This window comes from Mesorhizobium sp. M0664, from assembly GCF_040320565.1.
Lineage (GTDB): Bacteria > Pseudomonadota > Alphaproteobacteria > Rhizobiales > Rhizobiaceae > Mesorhizobium.
On sequence record NZ_JAMYPW010000074.1, the window covers coordinates 1 to 18,302 of the forward strand.

13 protein-coding genes and 6 pseudogenes are annotated in these 18,302 nt (G+C 61.7%); 11 read left to right on the forward strand and 8 right to left on the reverse strand.

Going from position 1 to position 18,302, the window contains the following annotated elements; genetic code table 11:
• Positions 1-359: 359 nt before the first annotated feature.
• Together NKI39_RS32795 and NKI39_RS32800 are read right to left on the reverse strand one after the other, a co-directional pair.
• Positions 360-815: pseudogene (locus NKI39_RS32795) on the reverse strand (IS5/IS1182 family transposase); the annotation flags it as partial.
• Positions 816-1,130: 315 nt separating this feature from the next.
• A complete protein-coding gene (locus NKI39_RS32800) occupies positions 1,131-1,310 on the reverse strand; it encodes a hypothetical protein (RefSeq protein ID WP_352837095.1) in 180 nt (59 codons plus the stop codon).
• 299 nt (positions 1,311-1,609) lie between these two features.
• On the opposite strand from NKI39_RS32800, the pseudogene NKI39_RS32805 reads away from it, so the two are divergent.
• Positions 1,610-2,699: pseudogene (locus tag NKI39_RS32805) on the forward strand (IS630 family transposase).
• A gap of 101 nt (positions 2,700-2,800) precedes the next feature.
• Here the strand turns inward: NKI39_RS32805 and NKI39_RS32810 are convergent.
• From NKI39_RS32810 to NKI39_RS32820, 3 pseudogenes are all read right to left on the reverse strand, one after another.
• Positions 2,801-3,877: pseudogene (locus NKI39_RS32810) on the reverse strand (IS3 family transposase); the annotation flags it as partial.
• Positions 3,878-4,022: 145 nt separating this feature from the next.
• Positions 4,023-4,367: pseudogene (locus tag NKI39_RS32815) on the reverse strand (prolyl oligopeptidase family serine peptidase); the annotation flags it as partial.
• A 644-nt stretch (positions 4,368-5,011) separates the two neighbouring features.
• A pseudogene (locus tag NKI39_RS32820) lies at positions 5,012-5,248 on the reverse strand (IS701 family transposase); the annotation flags it as partial.
• Here NKI39_RS32820 and NKI39_RS32825 point away from each other — a divergent pair.
• Positions 5,174-5,335 carry a hypothetical protein gene (locus tag NKI39_RS32825; RefSeq protein ID WP_352837097.1) on the forward strand — a complete coding sequence of 54 codons (162 nt, stop codon included), beginning with the start codon at positions 5,174-5,176 and terminating at the stop codon, positions 5,333-5,335. The pseudogene NKI39_RS32820 and the gene NKI39_RS32825 sit on opposite strands and share 75 nt — an antisense overlap.
• Before the next feature lie 434 nt (positions 5,336-5,769).
• Entirely contained in the window at positions 5,770-6,114 is a 345-nt protein-coding gene (locus tag NKI39_RS34410; RefSeq protein ID WP_502898647.1) for a reverse transcriptase domain-containing protein, read from the forward strand.
• Positions 6,115-6,401: 287 nt separating this feature from the next.
• Here the strand turns inward: NKI39_RS34410 and NKI39_RS32835 are convergent, their stop codons facing one another.
• Positions 6,402-7,397, reverse strand: a complete 996-nt coding sequence (locus NKI39_RS32835; protein ID WP_352837100.1) for a GlxA family transcriptional regulator — start codon at positions 7,395-7,397, stop codon at positions 6,402-6,404.
• Between the two features lie 86 nt (positions 7,398-7,483).
• Between NKI39_RS32835 and NKI39_RS32840 the strand changes: the two genes are divergently transcribed.
• From NKI39_RS32840 to NKI39_RS32875, 8 genes are all read left to right on the forward strand, one after another.
• Positions 7,484-9,577, forward strand: coding sequence for an acetate--CoA ligase family protein (locus NKI39_RS32840; protein WP_352837103.1), 2,094 nt, complete (start codon positions 7,484-7,486; stop codon positions 9,575-9,577).
• A gap of 16 nt (positions 9,578-9,593) precedes the next feature.
• Positions 9,594-10,436: an enoyl-CoA hydratase/isomerase family protein gene (locus tag NKI39_RS32845; protein ID WP_352837105.1), complete on the forward strand. Its 843-nt coding sequence runs from the start codon at positions 9,594-9,596 to the stop codon at positions 10,434-10,436.
• Positions 10,436-11,599: an acyl-CoA dehydrogenase family protein gene (locus NKI39_RS32850; RefSeq protein WP_352837107.1), complete on the forward strand. Its 1,164-nt coding sequence runs from the start codon at positions 10,436-10,438 to the stop codon at positions 11,597-11,599. Before NKI39_RS32845 ends, NKI39_RS32850 begins: the two co-directional genes overlap by 1 nt.
• A 2-nt stretch (positions 11,600-11,601) precedes the next feature.
• Positions 11,602-12,726, forward strand: coding sequence for an alcohol dehydrogenase family protein (locus NKI39_RS32855; protein WP_352837110.1), 1,125 nt, complete (start codon positions 11,602-11,604; stop codon positions 12,724-12,726).
• Positions 12,727-13,100: 374 nt separating this feature from the next.
• Positions 13,101-13,886 (forward strand): enoyl-CoA hydratase-related protein, encoded by a 786-nt coding sequence (locus NKI39_RS32860; protein WP_352837125.1) that lies wholly within the window; start codon positions 13,101-13,103, stop codon positions 13,884-13,886.
• Positions 13,887-13,888: 2 nt separating this feature from the next.
• Positions 13,889-14,410: an acyl-CoA thioesterase gene (locus NKI39_RS32865; protein ID WP_352837113.1), complete on the forward strand. Its 522-nt coding sequence runs from the start codon at positions 13,889-13,891 to the stop codon at positions 14,408-14,410.
• A 5-nt stretch (positions 14,411-14,415) separates the two neighbouring features.
• Positions 14,416-15,534 carry a mandelate racemase/muconate lactonizing enzyme family protein gene (locus NKI39_RS32870; protein ID WP_352837116.1) on the forward strand — a complete coding sequence of 373 codons (1,119 nt, stop codon included), beginning with the start codon at positions 14,416-14,418 and terminating at the stop codon, positions 15,532-15,534.
• Positions 15,535-15,857: 323 nt separating this feature from the next.
• Positions 15,858-16,919: a CaiB/BaiF CoA transferase family protein gene (locus NKI39_RS32875; RefSeq protein WP_352837119.1), complete on the forward strand. Its 1,062-nt coding sequence runs from the start codon at positions 15,858-15,860 to the stop codon at positions 16,917-16,919.
• Positions 16,920-17,271: 352 nt separating this feature from the next.
• Here NKI39_RS32875 and NKI39_RS32880 read toward each other — a convergent pair whose 3' ends face one another.
• The gene (locus NKI39_RS32880; RefSeq protein WP_352837122.1) at positions 17,272-17,499 is read right to left on the reverse strand and encodes a hypothetical protein; all 228 of its coding nucleotides are present in this window, start codon (positions 17,497-17,499) and stop codon (positions 17,272-17,274) included.
• A gap of 47 nt (positions 17,500-17,546) precedes the next feature.
• Positions 17,547-18,223: pseudogene (gene tnpC, locus NKI39_RS32885) on the reverse strand (IS66 family transposase); the annotation flags it as partial.
• Positions 18,224-18,302: the final 79 nt, after the last annotated feature.

Sequence of the window (18,302 nt, forward strand, 5' to 3'; positions counted from 1 at the left end):
TCTGCCATCCTTCGCACCCCTGTTGGAGCGCCAAAGATGGCCGATCATCGTTAACCGAGGATTAATCTGCCAAAGTAGTGCTAGGCTAGTCATCAGGGAGGGGCTGGCCGTCGCAAGCGCAGAGTCGAAGCGTCGACCATGAAGAATTCGGAAGCTGCGGATATTCCATGCGCATTTCGCAGAAGCCGGACAGCGATGGAGTGCACCCCTCGACTGAGACAATAAATAGCGGGATACTTCACCTGAATACGCCGTCGCGCTTTTCGGCATTCTTAAGACAGAGGCGGCCTACGTTATTCTTGACAAAGCTCAGCCCGTTGCGGCGCTAAAGCGGATACTTGGTCGGCCCTGAATAACGGCTAAGGCGTTGATATTCCGAACGCGTGAAGACGGGTGGAAGCATCCGATTTCGCCGTTTTCGGCTGGAGTGCTTGCAGGCACCAGGCAAGCCAAAGAGCGAGAACCGTGAGGATCAGGCGCAGATTTTGGCCTGCGGCGACTAGCAGCGCATCGATCGCATCGCCAGCATGGCCGAGGAGGAAGGTCGGCCGTCGGTCTTCATGTGACCGATGGTGGCCTGGAGGGCCGGTCGCCGTTTTAGCTCCCGACACATGGTGGGCCGTCAGGCCGCGCTTGCGGCCGGCGATCATCACCGATCCCGAGCCGGCATAGTCGTGGCCGCGATAGCCCTTGTCGACGTGGATGCGGTCCGGGTCGACGCCGCCGATCTCCACCGCCTGATCGACCGTTGCTGCAAGCGTGTGGCCATCGTACGGATTACCCTCGAACGCCTTGGCCGCCAGCACGAGGCCCTCCGGGCACGGTGTCCAGCGCTCGGCGCGTCCATTCCTGGGTGTCGGGGATGAACCTCTCGAAACGCGGAGGGAGTGTGACGAGGTAGGAGATGATGAGCTTCCCGTTGTTCCAGAAGAACGACTGTAGGGAGCGCCGGTCGCCTGGTTCAAAGAGGGCGGCAAAACTGCGCTCGCCGGCGAGGAAGGACGAAAGCGAGATGCCGATCAGCGCGTCCGCGGTGTGGCTCGTCCCTCCCACCGTCCAAGGCTTGCGCGGCTTTACCGCCAGCCAGTCGCCGAAGCCGCTCCACGTGGCCTCTTTAGGAATGTCGATCCTCAGCTTCGGCCCGCTATTTTCTCAAAGAAGGCCGGTCGCCAGTCGCTCTCGGCGATGCCGTCCAAATGGCCGGACACGCCGAGGGATTCGGAACCGGTCTCGAAGATTACCGGCGCGGTGAGCGGATCCGCGCCGCGCTTCCATAGTCGCACGCGCGCGTAGCCGGAGCGGACGGCCATGCCATCACCAAGCGCACTGGAAAGCAGAAGTGTGTCCAGGTCGACCCAATTGACCCGCCCTTGGCCTCCGCGAGGTGAAACCGTCGTCGACGAAGCTAAGAGATGCCAGATGGAATTCGCGATGCACGACCGCATCGCTGCCGCCGCGCGACAGGCGCAGAACGGCTCTTTCTCGTCTCTCTTTCCGGCTCAGGCGACGCGCCGCCCCAGATCCAGTCCTCTCCGTCGCTAGTGGATTGATCAGACAAAAGAGTCCAATTCTGGATTCTAATTTTTGTGGGAGTATGCGACTATGGCGCATGCGCAAAGGTATTACATTTGAGGTTTCCGCGGCTGATCGAGTTCGTCTCAATGCAATCGTTTCGGCGGGCAGTTCGCCTAATAAGCATGTGTGGCAGGCGAAGATCATCTTGATGAGCGACGAGGGTCTGGGAACCGTCGCGATCATGGGGGCGACGGCCAAGTCGAAGACCTGCGTCTGGCGTTGGCAGGAACGCTTCATGGCCGAAGGTGTAGACGGTCTTTGCGCGACAAGAGCCGCCCGCCGGCCGCTGCGCCGCTTGAGGTTGACCTTGTCGACCGGGTAGTCGCTCTGTTCTGGAAACGCCCAGGCAGGAGGCCACGCACTGGACCGTTCGTGCGATGGCAAAGGCCATTGGGATCGCGGCGTCTTCGGTCGTCAAGATCTGGCACGAGCACGGCCTTGCGCCGCACCGCTGGCGCAGCTTCAAACTGTCGAATGACAAGGCTTTTGGCGAGAAACTGCACGACGTCGTCGGGCTCTATGTGTCGCCGCCGGCCCATGCCATTGTCCTTTCCCGTCGATGAAAACAGCCAAATCCAGGCGCTCGACCGGACGCAGCCAGGACTTCCTTTGAAGAAGGGCCGCGGCGGCACGAGGACGCATGATTACAAGCGCCATGGCACCACGACACTCTTCGCTGCCCTGAATGTTCTCGACGGCTCCGTCATTGGCCGCAACATGAAGCGTCACCGGCATCAGGAGTTCATCCGCTTCCTCAACGCAATTGAGGCTCAGTTGCCCAAGGATAAGGCGGTTCACGTCATCCTGGATAACTATGCGACGCACAAACAGCCGAAGGTCCGGGCCTGGTTGGCGCGGCACCCACGCTGGATATTCCACTTCGTTCCGACATCGTGTTCCTGGTTGAACGCCGTCGAGGGCTTCTTCGCAAAGCTCACACGGCGACGGCTGAAAAATGGTGTCTTTCATTCCGTCGTTGATCTTCAGCAGCCATCAACCGCTTTATCAAGGAGCACAACAAAGAGCCAAAGCCGTTCAGATGGAAAGCAGACCCTGAGAGTTGGCTCCGCTTGTTTGGACAGCGCCGCGCGGAATTTAAGTGGCATCCTGCCGGGTTAGGTTGAGCGCGGGGCTTTGCGATTTTGCTGCGGCGTCGGGAGGGCGTAGCCCGACCAGAGCTGCAGCAAAATCGCGCGGCGACGATCATGCGGCCGTCGCCATCGCTTGCGCGGAAATAACCCTCGTCGGGCGTGCGCCCGTCAAGGCTCGAATGCGGGCGCCCTCCATTATAGAAGGCGAGATACCGGGCGATCGTCGCGCGGGCCTCGGACACGCTGTCGTAGGCGCGCAGATAGACCTCCTCGTATTTGATCGTGCGCCACAGCAGCTCGACGAAGACGTTGTCGCGTCAGGCACCTTTGCCATCCATGCTGATGGACACGTTCGCCGCCGTCAGCACGCCTGTCAACTCGAGGCTGGTGAACTGGCTGCCCTGGTCCGCGTTGAAGATATCGGGTCGGCCATGTCTGGCCAGGGCCTCCTCGAGCGCTTCGACGCAAAACGCCGCCTCCATCGCCGGCTGAACACGTCGACGACCGCTGCCAGATAGACGAAGCCGCGCCGCATCGGATGTAGCTGATGTCCATCGCCCAGACATGGTTCGGCCGTGCGATCTTCATCCCGCGAAACAGATACGGGTAGATCTTGTGGCCCGCAGCTGGCTTGCTCGTGTTCGGGCGCCGATAGATCACAGAACTCCATGCGCTTCATCAGCGTCGCGACATGGCGGCGGCCGACCACGACACCGGCTCGCCGCAGCAGCGCCCGAAGCATCCGCGCCCCGGCGAAGGGGTAATCGAGATGCAACTCGTCGAACCGGCGCATCAGCGCCAGGCCCTCGGCCGAAACCGGCCGAGGCTTATAGTAGACCGAACTGCGGGCAAGGCCGAGCATCTTGGCTTGCCCGACGATCGGAAGGCGTCTTCGCGGTCGATCATCGTTTTGCGCTCAAGGGGCCGGCTTTGCTGAGCGCGCCCTCTAAAAAATCGTTGGCCAGCGTCAGTTCCCCGATCTTGGCATGCAGCGCCTTCAAATCGACCGGCGCTTCGGTCGCCCTCGCCTTGTCCGGCCCGAACACCCCGGCCGCGCTTTCCAGCAGATGGTTCTTCCAGGTCGTGATCTGGTTCCGGTGAACGTCGAACTGTTGCGCCAACTCGGCCAGCGTCTTCTCCCCCTTCACGGCGGCCAAAGCCACCTTCGCCTTGAAAGCCGGTGAATGCGTCCGGCGGTTTCTCTTCGTCATGTCTGCTCCTGATTCGCAGCGAGAAACCTCCCCGCCATCAGGCAGGAAATCCACTTATGCCACCGTCCGAATTTGCGGAGCCAGCTCTCCTGACAACATCATCGCAGCCGTCAGACGTGGGCACCAGTGTTGGAATCAATGCACTAGCAGCGAGGGCGTCCAGATCGAGCAGTGGCTCCCAATGGGATCCTCCTTCATGTAGGCGGCGAGGGTGGTCCGGCGCGGCAGTCCGCGCGGACTTCAGGCATCTTGCCAGAAATTGTAGAGGTACGGGCCGCGGCGGGTGATCAAGGGAATTTGTCGGGACGGTCGAAGATTGCTGTTAAGGCGTCACGGTTGCGATCGAACTGCGTTCCACCGAAGTGCCTAGGGTCCTGGCCGACTGGCTGGCGGTCTAGGCACGTGCCCGTTCGCCTTCAACATTTTCTAGCCAAAGATAGGAATCATCGTCGGAAGCATTCTACGTTGGGCGGAGATCGAAGGAACTCATGTCCGCGCAACCTGAAGACTGCAGGCGCAGGAACTTCCGTCTGCTTGGGAAAGCTCGGTGCTTGAGGCGGCGACCGCAAGTTCCGCAAGTGATCATCGATGATTTCTCCCAGTCAGCAACGCGGTTCGGCATTGGACCGCATGTGTCGTGCCAATTAGGAAATTCGTTTCAGAACAACGCCATCATTCGGACAGTGCTGTGTCTCATGTCCGACTTGGTCGAACAACCGATAATTACAGCAACAAGGGGGGACGCCATGGCGCTGACGAGTGACTGGACGGGAGTTGGAGGGGCGTGTAGAAACGATAGGAGCGATGATGCTATTTAAGCGGTGTAACTTATAATTTACACTGGCGGTTCTCAGAAGCACTACGGTGGCGCAATGGCGGCAATCAACCAGACATATCAAAGGCAATTGGATAGACAGATTTGCACTCGATCTTCACACGACGGGAAGCGTCTATCTCGGCGTGAACGATATGGGCGCGACGTCTACAGCACCACGCGCTCTGAAGTCGGCGAGTTGCCTTACCGCCTAATCTTACTAGCCTAGCACTACTTTGGCAGAATTGATTTTGGAGCTATTTGGAACCTGATACGGCAGTTTGGACATTGTTGTGGTGGATGGTGGTTTGAGAGCGCGGCTATGACGGCGCGTCGGATGCTGGCAGTGTCGGTTTAGGCGGGCCGCGTCTGTTCCTTTTTTCCCGCTTTGCCGTGTATAGGCGCTGATGTTGCAGGAAGGCATAGGCGATCATGGTCATGAGCGCGTGTCGATGGAGGCCTTGCCATGATCGGCCTTCGAAGTGATCGAGGCCGAGTTCTTCCTTCATCTGCTGATGGGCCTGCTCGCAGACCCATCGAGCATCGACAATAACCGCGAAACCGTTGTGACCAAGGCGAGGCGACGTAGATCCGGCGGTCGTGCAGCGAAGGCCGATGTTCTTACCCGGGGAGATCTCGCCTGACGCCTGAAAGGGCGACGATGACCGTGAGGTCGGCGGAGCGAGAAGTCAGCAGAGGCCATAGTAGCGGGTAGCCGCGAAGGGCCGAACGTCGAAGGCGAATCGCCCGCGAACCTCGAGGACGCCATGTCACAGAAGTCGGATCAAAGTCCGAGCGCACAAACGGCCGGCGCGGTGAAGCCGCAAGGGCCGCGCTTGCGTGTGGAAGTGGCCTCGGCTGGGAGCGGAGACGAGCGCCTGGGCAGTGGCGGCCTGATGGAGACGGTGTGCGAACGCCAGAACCTTCTGGCCGCGTTGAAGCGTGTTCGACAGAATGCGGGCAGTCCCGGCATCGACGGGATGACGGTCGAAGAGCTGTCCGGCCATCTGCGTGGGCACTGGCCGTGCCTGCGCGAGGAGTTGCTCGCGGGGCGCTATCAGCCGCAGCCGGTGCGTCGGTGGCGATCCCCAAGCCCGGCGGGGGCGAGCGCGAGCTCGGCATCCCGGCCGTGCTCGACCGCTTCATCCAACAGGCCATGCTGCAGGTCCTGCAACCGCTGTTCGATCCAACCTTCTCGGAGGCGAGCTACGGCTTCCGGCCCGCACGGAGTGCGCACGATGCGGTGCTGCGTGCGCAAGCCTACGTGCAGGAAGGCCGTAGTTTTGTGGTGGACATTGACCTGGAGAGGTTCTTCGACCGGGTCAACCACGACATCCTGATGGGAAGGTTGGTCAAACGGATAGCGGACCGTCGGGTGTTGCGGCTGATCCGCCGCTCACATGACGAGTTTCAGGTCAAGTGATATGAAAGGCGCATAATTCTTCTTTTTCTATTGGCGGAGCTTCCAGGGTTTGAGCCCAACTGCGTTGACGCGGCGCGGCGTATTTTCCGAGCCTGGTCCAACTCACATGCGGTCGCCGTCCGGGACGGCTGCACCAACGCTTTCGGCGGGCAAGGGCTCAGGAGGAAGAGACCATTCTTCCTGTCCGTGGTTCAGACCAGCGGCGGATTCGGTTGTCTCCCTGGATCCGCGGGCCTAATTGGCCCTCCGGACAGGTATGCAGGGTTGATCGCCTAGGCGCTTAGGACTCATGACGACCTGTGGTTGTTTCTCTTGGCGAAAGCTTCGTCAGATTGGTCCGACCCATAAAGCGATCTGTCGAGGCTCGGAGCCACCTTGAACCGTTTTCGATAGGCGCGGCTCAGGCTTTCGCTTGCCGGAAATCCGCAGATGAGGGCGATGTTGCCTACCCGCTCGCGTGAATTTCGCAAGAGATTGCGTGCGCGATCCAGGCGCAGCTCCAAGTAGTAGGCCCGCGGCGATTGTCCAAGATGCCGGAGGAAGAGCCGACGAAGCTTCCATTCCTTGGCCTCCAGGCGGTTGGCGATCTCCCTGATCGGAAGCGGTAATTCCATGTTAGCAATCATCATCTCAACAGCCTTCGCCAGCGACCGGTCGAGGCGAGGGATCGACCAGTCGAACCCGAACGATCCATCCGCCCGTTCCGAGTCCAGAGGTCGATAGTTCAGAATTTGTGTGACACGACGCGCCAATCGTTTGCTTTCAAAATGCGAAATCATGGCCAGGGTCATGTCGATCGTTACGACTCCGCCAGCGCTTGAGCAGCGATCATGATCGAAATCGAACAGTCGATCGGCGAAGAAGGCTTCGCCGCGGCTTTCTCGGAACCCGACTATCGCTTCGTGGTGCGCAGCAGCCGGCCTCCTGTCGAGAAGCCCCGCTTCGGCGAAGATCAGGGCGCCCGTATCGACGCAGCCCATCAGGCATCCGCTTCGGGCGCGCCGCCTGAGCCAGCTCAACACCGTGTCGGTCTTCATGCGGTCGGGGGCGTAGGAGGCGAGCAGGATCACCGCGTCGGTCGGCGCTTCGTCCAGCCCGCCATGTATCTCCAGTGCATGCCCTGAAGAGGACCGCGGGGTCGTTCCATCGATGCTCAGGATGCGCCAGCGAAAGACCGGTCCCTGGCTTTCTCGATTCGCCAGCCGGAGCGGTTCCGTGATGAGCGAAAGCGACAGAAGCGGGAAGCCTTCGCCGATTACGATAGTTACCAACTTCATGTTCATTCAGGTCATTTTTGTGTCTGCTGGGATCATCCGGGGAAGGAAGCAGATCACTATGCTTCAGGCAAGCTTCTTATCCCGGAAACCAGATGACACAGCCCCTCGATGCCCTCTTCCGCCCCAAGTCAGTCGTGTTCATCGGGGGCAGCAATCTCAATCCCGCATTGAAGTACCACCGCGACCTCGGCTTCTCCGGAGACACCTGGGTGGTGAATCCCAAATACGAGACCCTGCAAGGATTTCCTTGCTTCCCCTGGATCGAGGCGCTTCCGCAGGCGCCGGATCTGGCTTTTATCGCAATCCGCCGTGAATTCGCGCTGGAAGCGGTCGGATCGCTCCGTGCCAAAGGCTGCAGAGCAATCGTTTGCAACGCCGCCGGATTCGCCGAGACGGGGGCTGACGGCGGCAACCTGCAGGCGGAGCTCGTCGCCGCGGCTGGCGACATGGCCATGCTCGGCCCCAACGCCGTCGGACTGGTCAACTTCGTCGATCCGATGGCAGCCATGATGGACCAGTTCGGGGTTCACTCGGTCGAGAAGGGCGTCGCCGTCGTGAGCCAGGGCGGTGGCCTTCTGTGCGACGCGGTATTCTCCGATCGAGGTCTGCCGATCACGCATCTTGTCGGTGGTGGCAATCAGGCGATTACCGGCATGGAAGCCTGCGTTGACTACCTGCTCGACGACCCGCGCGTCACCGCTATCGGCCTATCCTTTGAAAGCCTTCGAGATGTCTCGGTCCTCCGCGAGGCTGCGGCGAAGGCGCTCAAGCTCGGCAAGCCGATCGTCGCCATCAAGTTCGGCAAGACGGCTGCAGGCGCGCAGGCGGCAGCTTCCCATACCGCGTCGATGACCGGGGCAGGGGCTGCCTGGGAGGCACTCTTCGACAGGCTGGGCATCGTCTCCACCAACTCGGAATCCGAATTCTTCGAGACGCTGAAGCTCTTCCACTCGGGGCAGGTGCCCAAGGGACGCAGGGTTCTCGTGGCGGCTGTGTCCGGTGTGCTGGGCGTGATGCTCGCCGACCACCTCAGCGCCGCAGGATTCGAGCTTCCTCAGCCGACCGGGGACCGGGTCGCCCGTCTGCGGGAAGTCCTTCCCTTGATGGCAACGCCTGGCAATCCGCAGGATGTCACCATGGGCGCCTGGAACGACAAGGACCGTCAGACGGCCATCTACTCGGCGCTGCTCGACGAAGGCTACGACGCCGCCCTGATGGTGCAGAACTATCCCCGCGAAGGCATGTGGGACATCAGTGAATACGCCGCGCAGGTCGAAGCGCTCGGCGCAGCCTGCCGAGGCCGCGACGTCGCCGCCATGCAGTTGGCCCCCATGATCGACTGCTTCCCGGCCCACGCCCGGGATCACACCCAGAGCCTCGGCCTTGCCGCCATGCAGGGCCTGGAGGAGTGCATGCGTGCGGTGTCGCACGGTGTCTGGTGGCGCGAGCGCCGCGAAGAGCTGAATGCCGCAGGTCTGGAGCAGCTGACAGCCGCCCCGTCGATCGTTCCTGAAGCCGGCACCTATCAAGACGAGGCATCAGCCAAGTCGTTGCTGGCAGGGGCTGGAATGCGGGTTCCCAAGTCGAGAGTGTCCAATCCCGAGAACGCCCACGAAGTTGCCGCCGAAATCGGCTTCCCGGTCGTTCTCAAAGCTCTCGACTCCCGCCTCCTTCACAAGTCCGAGATCGGTGCGGTTCGCATCGGCTTGTCCTCGGCCCAGGACGTGCGGGACGCGGTCGAGAAGATGCGATCGGACATGGGCCGCCTCGCACCAAACATTCCGTTGAACCTCGTCCTTGTAGAGGCGATGGCGGCGAACACGGTTGGCGAGGTCATGGCTTCCGTTACTTTCGATCCCTCCGTCGGTCCCGTCATGATGATCGCCGGCGGCGGAGTAGAGGCCGAGCTCTGGAACGACAGCACTCTGGTCGCTGCGCCTTTCCGACGGGAAGAACTTTCGCGTGCCTTGGACCGCCTGAAAGTGGCCGAGCGCCTCAAGGGATGGCGGGGCCGTCCCGCGGGCGACCGCGAGGCGCTGCTCGACACGCTGGAGGCCCTCGGCCTCTTCGCCATCGCCGAAGGTGCCGAGGAAATCGAAATCAACCCGATCCTGGTCGGCCGAGAAGGCGCTCTCGCCGTGGACGTGGTTCTGAAGCTTGCACACCGCAAGAAGTGTGTCGCCTAACACGAAGGGGAAGGCCATGCAGGGTATCACGCCTGAAACCACCGATTACAAGCACCTCGTCTACGAGGTGGACTCCGAACACGTCTGCTGGCTGACGCTGAACAGGCCGGAGAAGCTGAATGCGATGAACCTGAGGCTTATCGCCGAACTTCAGGCAGGCCTTCTGCGCGCCGACCACGACGACAATGTCAACGTTATCGTCATCCGCGGCAACGGCCGGGGATTTTGCGCCGGACACGATCTTGATGAAGACGCCGCGGAGGACCGCACGTCGATCTACGAGTACCGCGCCCATTATATCCACCAGTTCGAGGAGTTCACCACTCCGTGGACCGTCACCAAGCCGGTCATAGCCTCGATCCACAAGTACGCCATCGGCAAGGGGTTCGAGCTCTCCCTGTTCTGCGACGTCTCGATCGTCACCTCGGACACCCGAATGGGCTACAACGAGGTCCGCTATGGCGTGTCTGGGCACTGCATGTTCCTGCCTTGGGTGGTGAACATGAAGACCGCCAAGGACCTTCTGCTGACCGGCCGGGAGCTGACCGCGGCCCAGGCGAAGGAAATGGGCCTGGTCACCGAGGTGGTCGAGCCGGACCAGCTCGCGGAGGCAACCCACCGTAAGGCCACATTGATGGCACGGCTGCCGCGCGAGATGCAGCGGATGCACAAGATGTATCTGAACCGCGTCTACGAGATGCAAGGGCTTCGCACCGCGACCGACTACTACCTTGAGCAGGTCGCCATCATGGGCGCGCAGCCTGTGCCGGAATATGCCGAGTTCAGCCGCATGACCGCCGAGAAGGGGCTGCGCGCTGCCCTCGATCACGCCAATGCTCGTTACGAAGGGTTGGACTGATGGACTTCTCTCTGACGGGAGAGCAGGAGATGCTCTCCAAAACGGTCCGTAACTTCTGCGAAACCGAGCTCATCCCGCATGAAGCGTTGCTGGAGCGGACGAGTGAACTGCCGCGCGAACTGGAACTCGACATCCGCCGCAAGGCGATGGCACTCGGACTTCACGCCTGCAATATGCCAGAAAGCGTGGGGGGAGCCGCACTGGATTGCGTGTCCTTCACGCTCGTCGAGAAAGGGCTGTCACGCGCATCCCTGGCCTTGGCCGAGTGCGTTCGTCGGCCAAACAACATCCTCGCGGGGTGCCAGGGAGAGCAAATTGCCCACTTCCTCGAACCCGTGATGCGGGGCGAGAAGCGGGAATGCATCGCCATGACGGAGCCGGACGCGGGCTCCGATCTCAAGGGTATGAAGACCGGCGCCGTCAAGGACGGCGGCGACTGGATCATCAACGGGACGAAGCACTTCATCTCGAATGCCCAGAACTCGGATTTCGTGATCCTGTTCGCGGCGACCGGGGCGGAAGAGACGTCGAACGGTCCCCGCAAGCGCATCTCGTGCTTCCTCGTGGACCTCGACGCGCCCGGTCTCGAAGTCGCGAGGGGCTATGACCACATGGGTCACCGCGGCTACTACAACAACATCCTGAACTTCGACAACGTCCGCGTCGGCGATTGGCAGATGGTCGGCGGCGAAGGCGAGGGTTTCAAGGTGGTGAGCGACTGGCTCGGGCCGGGCCGCCTGACGGTGGCAGCCGTCTGCGTTGCCCGCGCGGAACGTGCTTTCGAGGTCGCTGTCGACTTCGCGGCCCAGCGGAAGCAGTTCGGGCTGCCAATCGGCAAGTTCCAGGGTATTAGCTTCCCGCTCGCCGACATGGCGACCGACATCCGCATCGGCGACCTTTTGCTGATGAACACGGCGTGGAAGGTGGATCATCACGCTCCGACGATCGCCGAGGACTGCGCCATGGCAAAGGTCTGGTGCTCCGAGATGCTCGGGCGCGTGGCCGACCAGGCCATCCAGACCTGCGGCGGCATGGGCGTGATGGCCGACCTGCCGCTCGAACGTATCTACCGTGACGCTCGCGTCGAGCGCATCTGGGAGGGAACCTCCGAGATACAGCGTCACATCATAAGCCGACAGCTCATGCGAGCGAGAGGAGCGTGAACATGACACCGAACAAGATGACGGCCGTGCACCTGGTCGGTCATGGCGGCCTCGACAAGCTGGTCGTTCGCGACGATGCCCCCGTTCGCCAGCCTGGTCCCGGCGAGGTTCTCGTCAACGTGACTGCCGCTGGCATGAACAACACGGACATCAACACGCGCACCGGCTGGTACAACAAGCAGGTCAGTTCGGGCACCACAACGGCGGAAGGCGGCAAGAGCGGTTTCGGGGTGGCCGAGAAGGGCATGGGTGAATGGGAGGGCGGCCTCACGTTCCCGCGCATCCAGGGCGCGGATGCCGTCGGCTACATCGTGGCGGTCGGCGAGGGCGTGGACGCGAGCCGGATTGGTGAACGTGTCGTCTGTGATCCCTACATCCGCGATCCGGAAGATATCGAAGGGTTCGACAGCGCGGGCTTCTTGGGGTCCGAGCACGACGGCGCGTTCGCCCAGTTCACCACCGTCCCGTCCGTGAATGCCGTCTCGGTCCCGAAGGACTTTCCGCTGTTAGATACGGCTCTTGCGACCCTTCCCTGCTCGGGCGGCACGGCCATGAACATGCTCTCGATGGCCGGCGCGAAGGCAGGCGATCTTGCGCTCGTCACAGGCGCCTCCGGCGGCGTCGGCACGTTCCTGGTGCAGATCCTGAAGGCTCTCGGCGCGACCGCCATTGCGGTTGCAGGCAAGTCGAAGATGGCGGCCGTCTCCGAACTGGGCGCCGATCACGTGATCGACCGCGAGACACCGGACCTCGTCTCCGCAGTGCTGGAGATCACAGGCGGCAGGAAGCTTAGCCTCGTGGCAGACGTGGTCGGCGGCGACCAGTTCCCCGATCTCCTGAAACTGCTGCGCCGTGGCGGTCGCTACGTGACGGCAGGGGCCATCGGCGGCCCGAAGGTCGATCTCGACCTGCGGACGCTCTATCTCAAGAACCTGTCCCTGTTTGGTTCCACGGTCTACCTGCGCGAGACGTTCCTGCGGCTCATCGACCTGGTCGTCTCCGGCCGGATCAAACCGTTCAGCACGAAGTCCTGGCCGCTGGATCAGATCCACGCCGCTCAGTTGGAGTTCTTCGAGAAGAAGCATGTCGGCAGCCTCGTCCTCCTGCCTCCCAAAGTGGAGGCGTAGAAGTGAAGATCACTGGACTCGCGGCCTGCCGGGTCGTCCTCGACAAGTGGGGCGTCGATACCTGCTACACCCACGCCTCAAGATCTCGATCCTGCTCGAAACCACTGTACTGCGCATCGACACGGACGAGGGGCTCGTCGGCTGGGGCGAGACGATGACCCCGCCTGGCTATTACCTGCCGACGTCGCCGCAGACGGCACGCGCGGGTCTGGACCTCATCCGATCCTTCTCGGCGCTGAGCCACGCAACCACCGCGCACGGATGGAGGAGATCACTTTCGCGATGCGCGGACACAAGCCGACGAAGTCGGTCGTCGACATGGCTCTCTGGGACCTGGTCGGAAAGGCGAGGCGTTCGATCATGGAGTGGCGTGCGTGAGTTCCTCGGTTAAGACAGAAAGACGCGGTCGCGTACTCGAGATCGTTCTCGACCGGCCGAAGGCGAACGCTATCAACGCCGCGACGTCGAAGGAGCTGGGCGAGGCGTTCCGCACCCTCAGCGAAGACGACAGCCTCTCGGTCGCTATTATCACAGGCGGCGGCGACAGGTTCTTTTCTGCGGGCTGGGACCTCAAGGCGGCTGCCGAGGGTGAAGCGCCGGACGCCGACCAGGGCATCGGCGGGTTCGCTGGCCTCACGGAGTACTGGGCCCTGAAGAAGCCCGTAATCGCGGCGGTGAACGGGCTGGCACTCGGCGGCGGGTTCGAGCTTGCACTGGCTGCCGACCTGGTCGTCGCGGCCTCGCATGCGAAATTCGGCCTCACCGAAGCGGCCATCGGTCTCGTTGCCGATGCTGGCGGCGTGATCCGTCTTCCGCGCCGGCTTCCACGGCCCATAGCGATGGAAATGCTGTTCACCGGAAGGCAAGTCAGCGTGCACATGCTGGAGAGCTGGGGTCTCGTGAATGAGGTCGTGCCCGGCGGCCAGCTGATGTCGGCCGCGCGCGAGCTTGCCGATCGGATAGCCGCATCGGCGCCTCTCTCGTTGCAGGCGATCAAGGAGATCGACCGGGCGACCGAAGGGCACGGCGAACGGGAAGCCTACCGGATCATGCGGGAGGCTGATCTGCCCGTGTACAGACGCGTCTATGCGAGCGAGGACGCAGCCGAAGGGATGGCAGCTCTATCGGAGAAGCGCGCACCTAACTGGAAAGGACGCTGACAATGGCGGAAGTCTATGATGCCCCGTTGCTCTGGACAGGCGATATCGAATCGCCGCTTACGCTGTTCCGGACGAAAGTCCGGGAAGAGTGGATCGACGTCTTCCAGCACGTGAATGTCGCGCACTATCTGACCATAGGTGACCATGCGAACTGGGCTTTCTGGAACTGGCTGAACGGTCCTGACAGCACGATGGAAGCGCGCGATGGCCATGAGTACGTCATCGTTGAAAACCACGTTCACTACATCAACGAGCTGGCGTTGGGCACGCCGATCCATATCACCACGCAGCTCATCGGCGTGGACAACAAGCGCTTCGTCCTCTTCCACCACATCTGGAAGTCGGAGACGAACGAGCTGGCAGCCACGAACGAGGTGAAGTGTCTCGGGTTCAACCTGATGGAGCGACGACCGGAGAACTGGCGGCCTTTGGTCGCGGAGCGGCTCGAACAGATACTCCAGGCGCAGTCCGGACAGGAAATCCCGGCGGTTGCTGGCCAAGGCATCGCCCTGAAGAAGAGGTAACACCCATGCGCATCAAACGGATAACACTCTACTCTGTGCCGATTGACGTCGGCATGGAACTCACGCGGTACGTCGCCAGCCAGTCGATCAATCCAGCGCTCGATGTGCTCGTCGTGAAGATCGAGACGGATGGCGGACTGATTGGCTGGGGCGAGGTTTCCTCCGCGCCGCCGTACTATCTGCCGGAACTGTCCGCTGGAGCCCGAGAGGGAATCCGTCACGTCGCTCCGGTGGTCCTGGGCCGCGACCCTCGGCAGATCGCTCCCATCCTGAAAGACATATCCGGGGCGCTCAGGGGGCACGGGAACGCGAAGACCGCTTTGGAGATGGCGCTTTGGGACCTGGCCGCTAAGGCCCACGACTTACCGCTCATCGACCTGTGGGGCGGGCGCGTCTCGGAATCTTTGCCCGTCCTTTCGGTAATACGCATCGGTACGCGCGAACGGACAATCGCCGCCTTCGAAGCGGAGCGGAAGAAGGGCTACTCACGGTTTCAGATCAAGGTCGGAGCCGGCGAGGTGCACGAAGATATCCACACCATCCGGATGGTGGAAGAACTCGCCTTTCCTCACGAACGCCTTTGGTACGATTCTAATCGCGGCTGGCTGGTCGACGACGCGATCCGCGTGATCAAAGCGCTGCGCGAACTCTCGCCGATGATCGAGAACCCCTGCGAGAGCTACGAGGAGTGCCGTACCGTCGCCCAGCGCACCGGAGTCCGGATTATGCTCGACGAGGTGATCGACAGCCCTCGGCGGTTCCTCCAGGGGGTGGAGGATCAAATCATCGATGTCGCATCCCTGAAAACGTCCTGCATCGGCGGCATCGAGGCGACCAGACAGGCGATGCAGCTTGCCAACATGCTGGGTATCCCGGTTCGGATCGAGGACTACTATGGTTCCGGCATCCTCCTCGCGTGCGTAACACACCTAGGCCATACGCTGCCCAGGAATCTGGTGTTCGGCCTCTACGACTACGTCAGTGACGATCTGCCGATTGTGAAGAACCCGCTTCCTGTCGTGAATGGCGAGATACGCCTGCCGCACGATTGCGGTCCTGGACTTGGCGTCGAGATCAACGAGGCTATCCTGGGTGAGCCTGTTGCGATCCTCGGGCCAGCCTGACCGCCAGGCAATACATGGGCAGGCGGATCACACTTCAGCGGTTGAGAGAACAGTCAGGCGCGACAGGCTGGAGCCTGCCTGGTCAATTTGCCAGTGGCTCGCGCACCACGATGCACGTGAAAGTTCGATCAGATCCTCGCGGCGGGGTCAGGAAAGGGGATCTGGGAGATGCGTCCCGAGAGCAGGTCATGAAGGCAGGGGCGTCGCGATGATCCCGGCCAGACATCCCACTGGCACGGCGCCTCGGAGATGTATTCGTTGTCGCACATCACTATCTTAAAGATCAGTGACGAGGTCATGATTGTCGCTGGAGACGCTCGAGGATGAAGACAGCTTTGACTGGCATCAGGGTGATGGACATATCGGTAAATGCGCCGGGACCGTTCTCATCTATGGTGCTTGCCGACATGGGCGCCGAAGTGGTTTCCGTCGTGAATCCCTTGCAGGCGAAACCGGAGTACGCCGGGGCGGCTGACGATCCGATGCTCGCGGGACGCGGCGGTCCCAACGACGCCCTCGCCAGGGGGAAATCTCGTCTTTTGCTGAACCTCAAGTCCGAGACGGATCGGGCTGATCTGCTCGAACGCGTCGGCACTGCGGACGTCTTTATCAGCGAAATGCGGCCCGGCAAGCTCGAGGCTCTCGGCCTTGGCTGGGACGTCCTGAAATCTCGCAATTCTCGGCTGGTGCTCTGCGAGATCACTGGCTACGGTCGAGACGTGCCTCACGCGGCAAGGGCGGGACACGACATCAACTATCTGGCGTTCTCCGGCGCACTTTCTCTCATCCGCGACGAACATAACAAGCCCGTCGTTCCGCAGAACCTACTTGGCGACTATGCGGCGGGCGGAACGCTTGCGGTGTCAGCCATATTGGCGGCTCTCCTAGAAAGGGGAAGGACCGGGCAGGGGCAGCACATCCATCTCTCTATAACCGACGGCATCAGGTACCTTCTTTCCGACATCTCGGCTGCGACGATCCTTGGCGGCCATTCCGAGGAATCCTGGCGGGGTTCCCTGGGCGGCGGGATGCCGACCTACGATACGTACAGCACGTCGGATGGAAAGTGGATCGCGGTCGGCGCGCTCGAACCGAAGTTCATCGCCGAAATCGGCCGGAAGCTCGGCTGGGTCGAGCTCTCGTCGTTGATGGAGCGCAAGGAAGGTTGGCCCGAAGCAAAGAGGGGATTAGCCGAACGTTTGAAGTCGCGGCCCCTTGCCGAATGGACGGAGCTGTTCGCGGACAGCGATGCGTGCGTGACACCGGTCCTGTCGCTGGCCGAAGCTCATCCGTTCGGGCTGCCGAAGATGGTAGACGTGGTTGGCCAGGGCCAGGGGCGCCGCAGAGGAATGATCCCAATACATCCTCCCATCGGTGCTTCTTGAACTGAACGACGAGCTCAGCGAATACGCCAGAGAGGGGCATAGTGCATGGTGCCGAAAACGATGACAGCCATGCATCTGACCGGGCACGGAGGGCTCGAGAAGCTCAAAAAAAGTGCGCGACGACGTCGTGGTGCCAGCGTCCGTCGCGGTCTTCAACTAAGCCAAACGACGCGCGAAGTCGTCGCCGTTTGAGGCGAGGACGACCGCAGCACTTGAACTCGCTGCGCCCCGCGTGAGGCGGCGCGAAGTTAGAAAGCGAACCCGGAGGCCCGACCCCACGAGAGTATCCATACGGCCAAGGCCGCGATGCTATGGTCTCGAGAGATTTCCTGCCGCAGGTTTGGGCGAAGCATCACCGGTAGCCCTGCGCTCGTCGACGATGCCGAAGGTTGTCGATGCCGTCTTGGGTGAAGAGGACGACAGTTTCGCTTAATTCGGTTGCGGGATAGCCGTCGTAGGCGCTCAGGCAACCGTCTTCCGAGAACATCTCGATCGAGCAACCGCGCAAAAAGTCTTCGTCCTCTTCGAGCATCTCGGCCACGTATTTGAGAGTGTAAAGAGCGGAGTTGCGATATCCCATCTGGCGGCCTCAACGATCCGGTTTGCATGTGAGCCCAATGGGCCAGATCAGGCTTTAGCTGCTGTGATCGTCAAAGGGCTCCAATTCCAGGGAAGCAAGTCCTCGAGCCGTGTGATCGACGTGTCGGCGACGCGGGCGAGGACATCGGCCAGCCAAGCCTGCGGATCGACGTCGTTGAGCTTGGCAGTGTTGATCAGCGTCGCCATGAAGGCGGCCCGATCGGCACCGCGATCGGAGCCTGCAAACAACCAAGCTTTCCTGCGCGTTCGGCGGCGTTGTTGGTCAGGCAAAACCGGCCGTCGCCGAGGAAGGACGTGAAGCCGTCCCAGCGCTTCAGCACATAGTCGATTGGCTCAGCAACCGGAGAGCTTCGGGACAGTCTTTCCCGCTCGCTCCGCATCCATTCCTCAAGCGCCTCTGCGATCGGCCGGCTTTGCTGCTGGCGTCGTTGCAGGCGTTCGTCGGCGGCAAGACCGCTGATGTCGCGCTCGATATCAAACAGCAGGTCCATTCGTTTGACCGCCTCGAGCGCGATCGGCTAGATCGGTGCGGCATCCTTGCCGCGCTTGGCATTGGTAGCGATGTCGGCAAGCACGAAGAACTTTCGCCGCGCCTGCGCCCAGCACAGCGCCTGGGTCAGCGGACCGGGATCGCGGCCCACTTTGAACAACGGGTTATAGCCGCGATAGGCGTCGGCCTGCAGAATGCCGCTAAAGGTCGATAGTGTTGAAGAAGTCGGCGATGAAGCCGTGGATCCACTCGCACCGAAGCGTCTTGATTAAGGTCGACGCGACCTCCTCGCC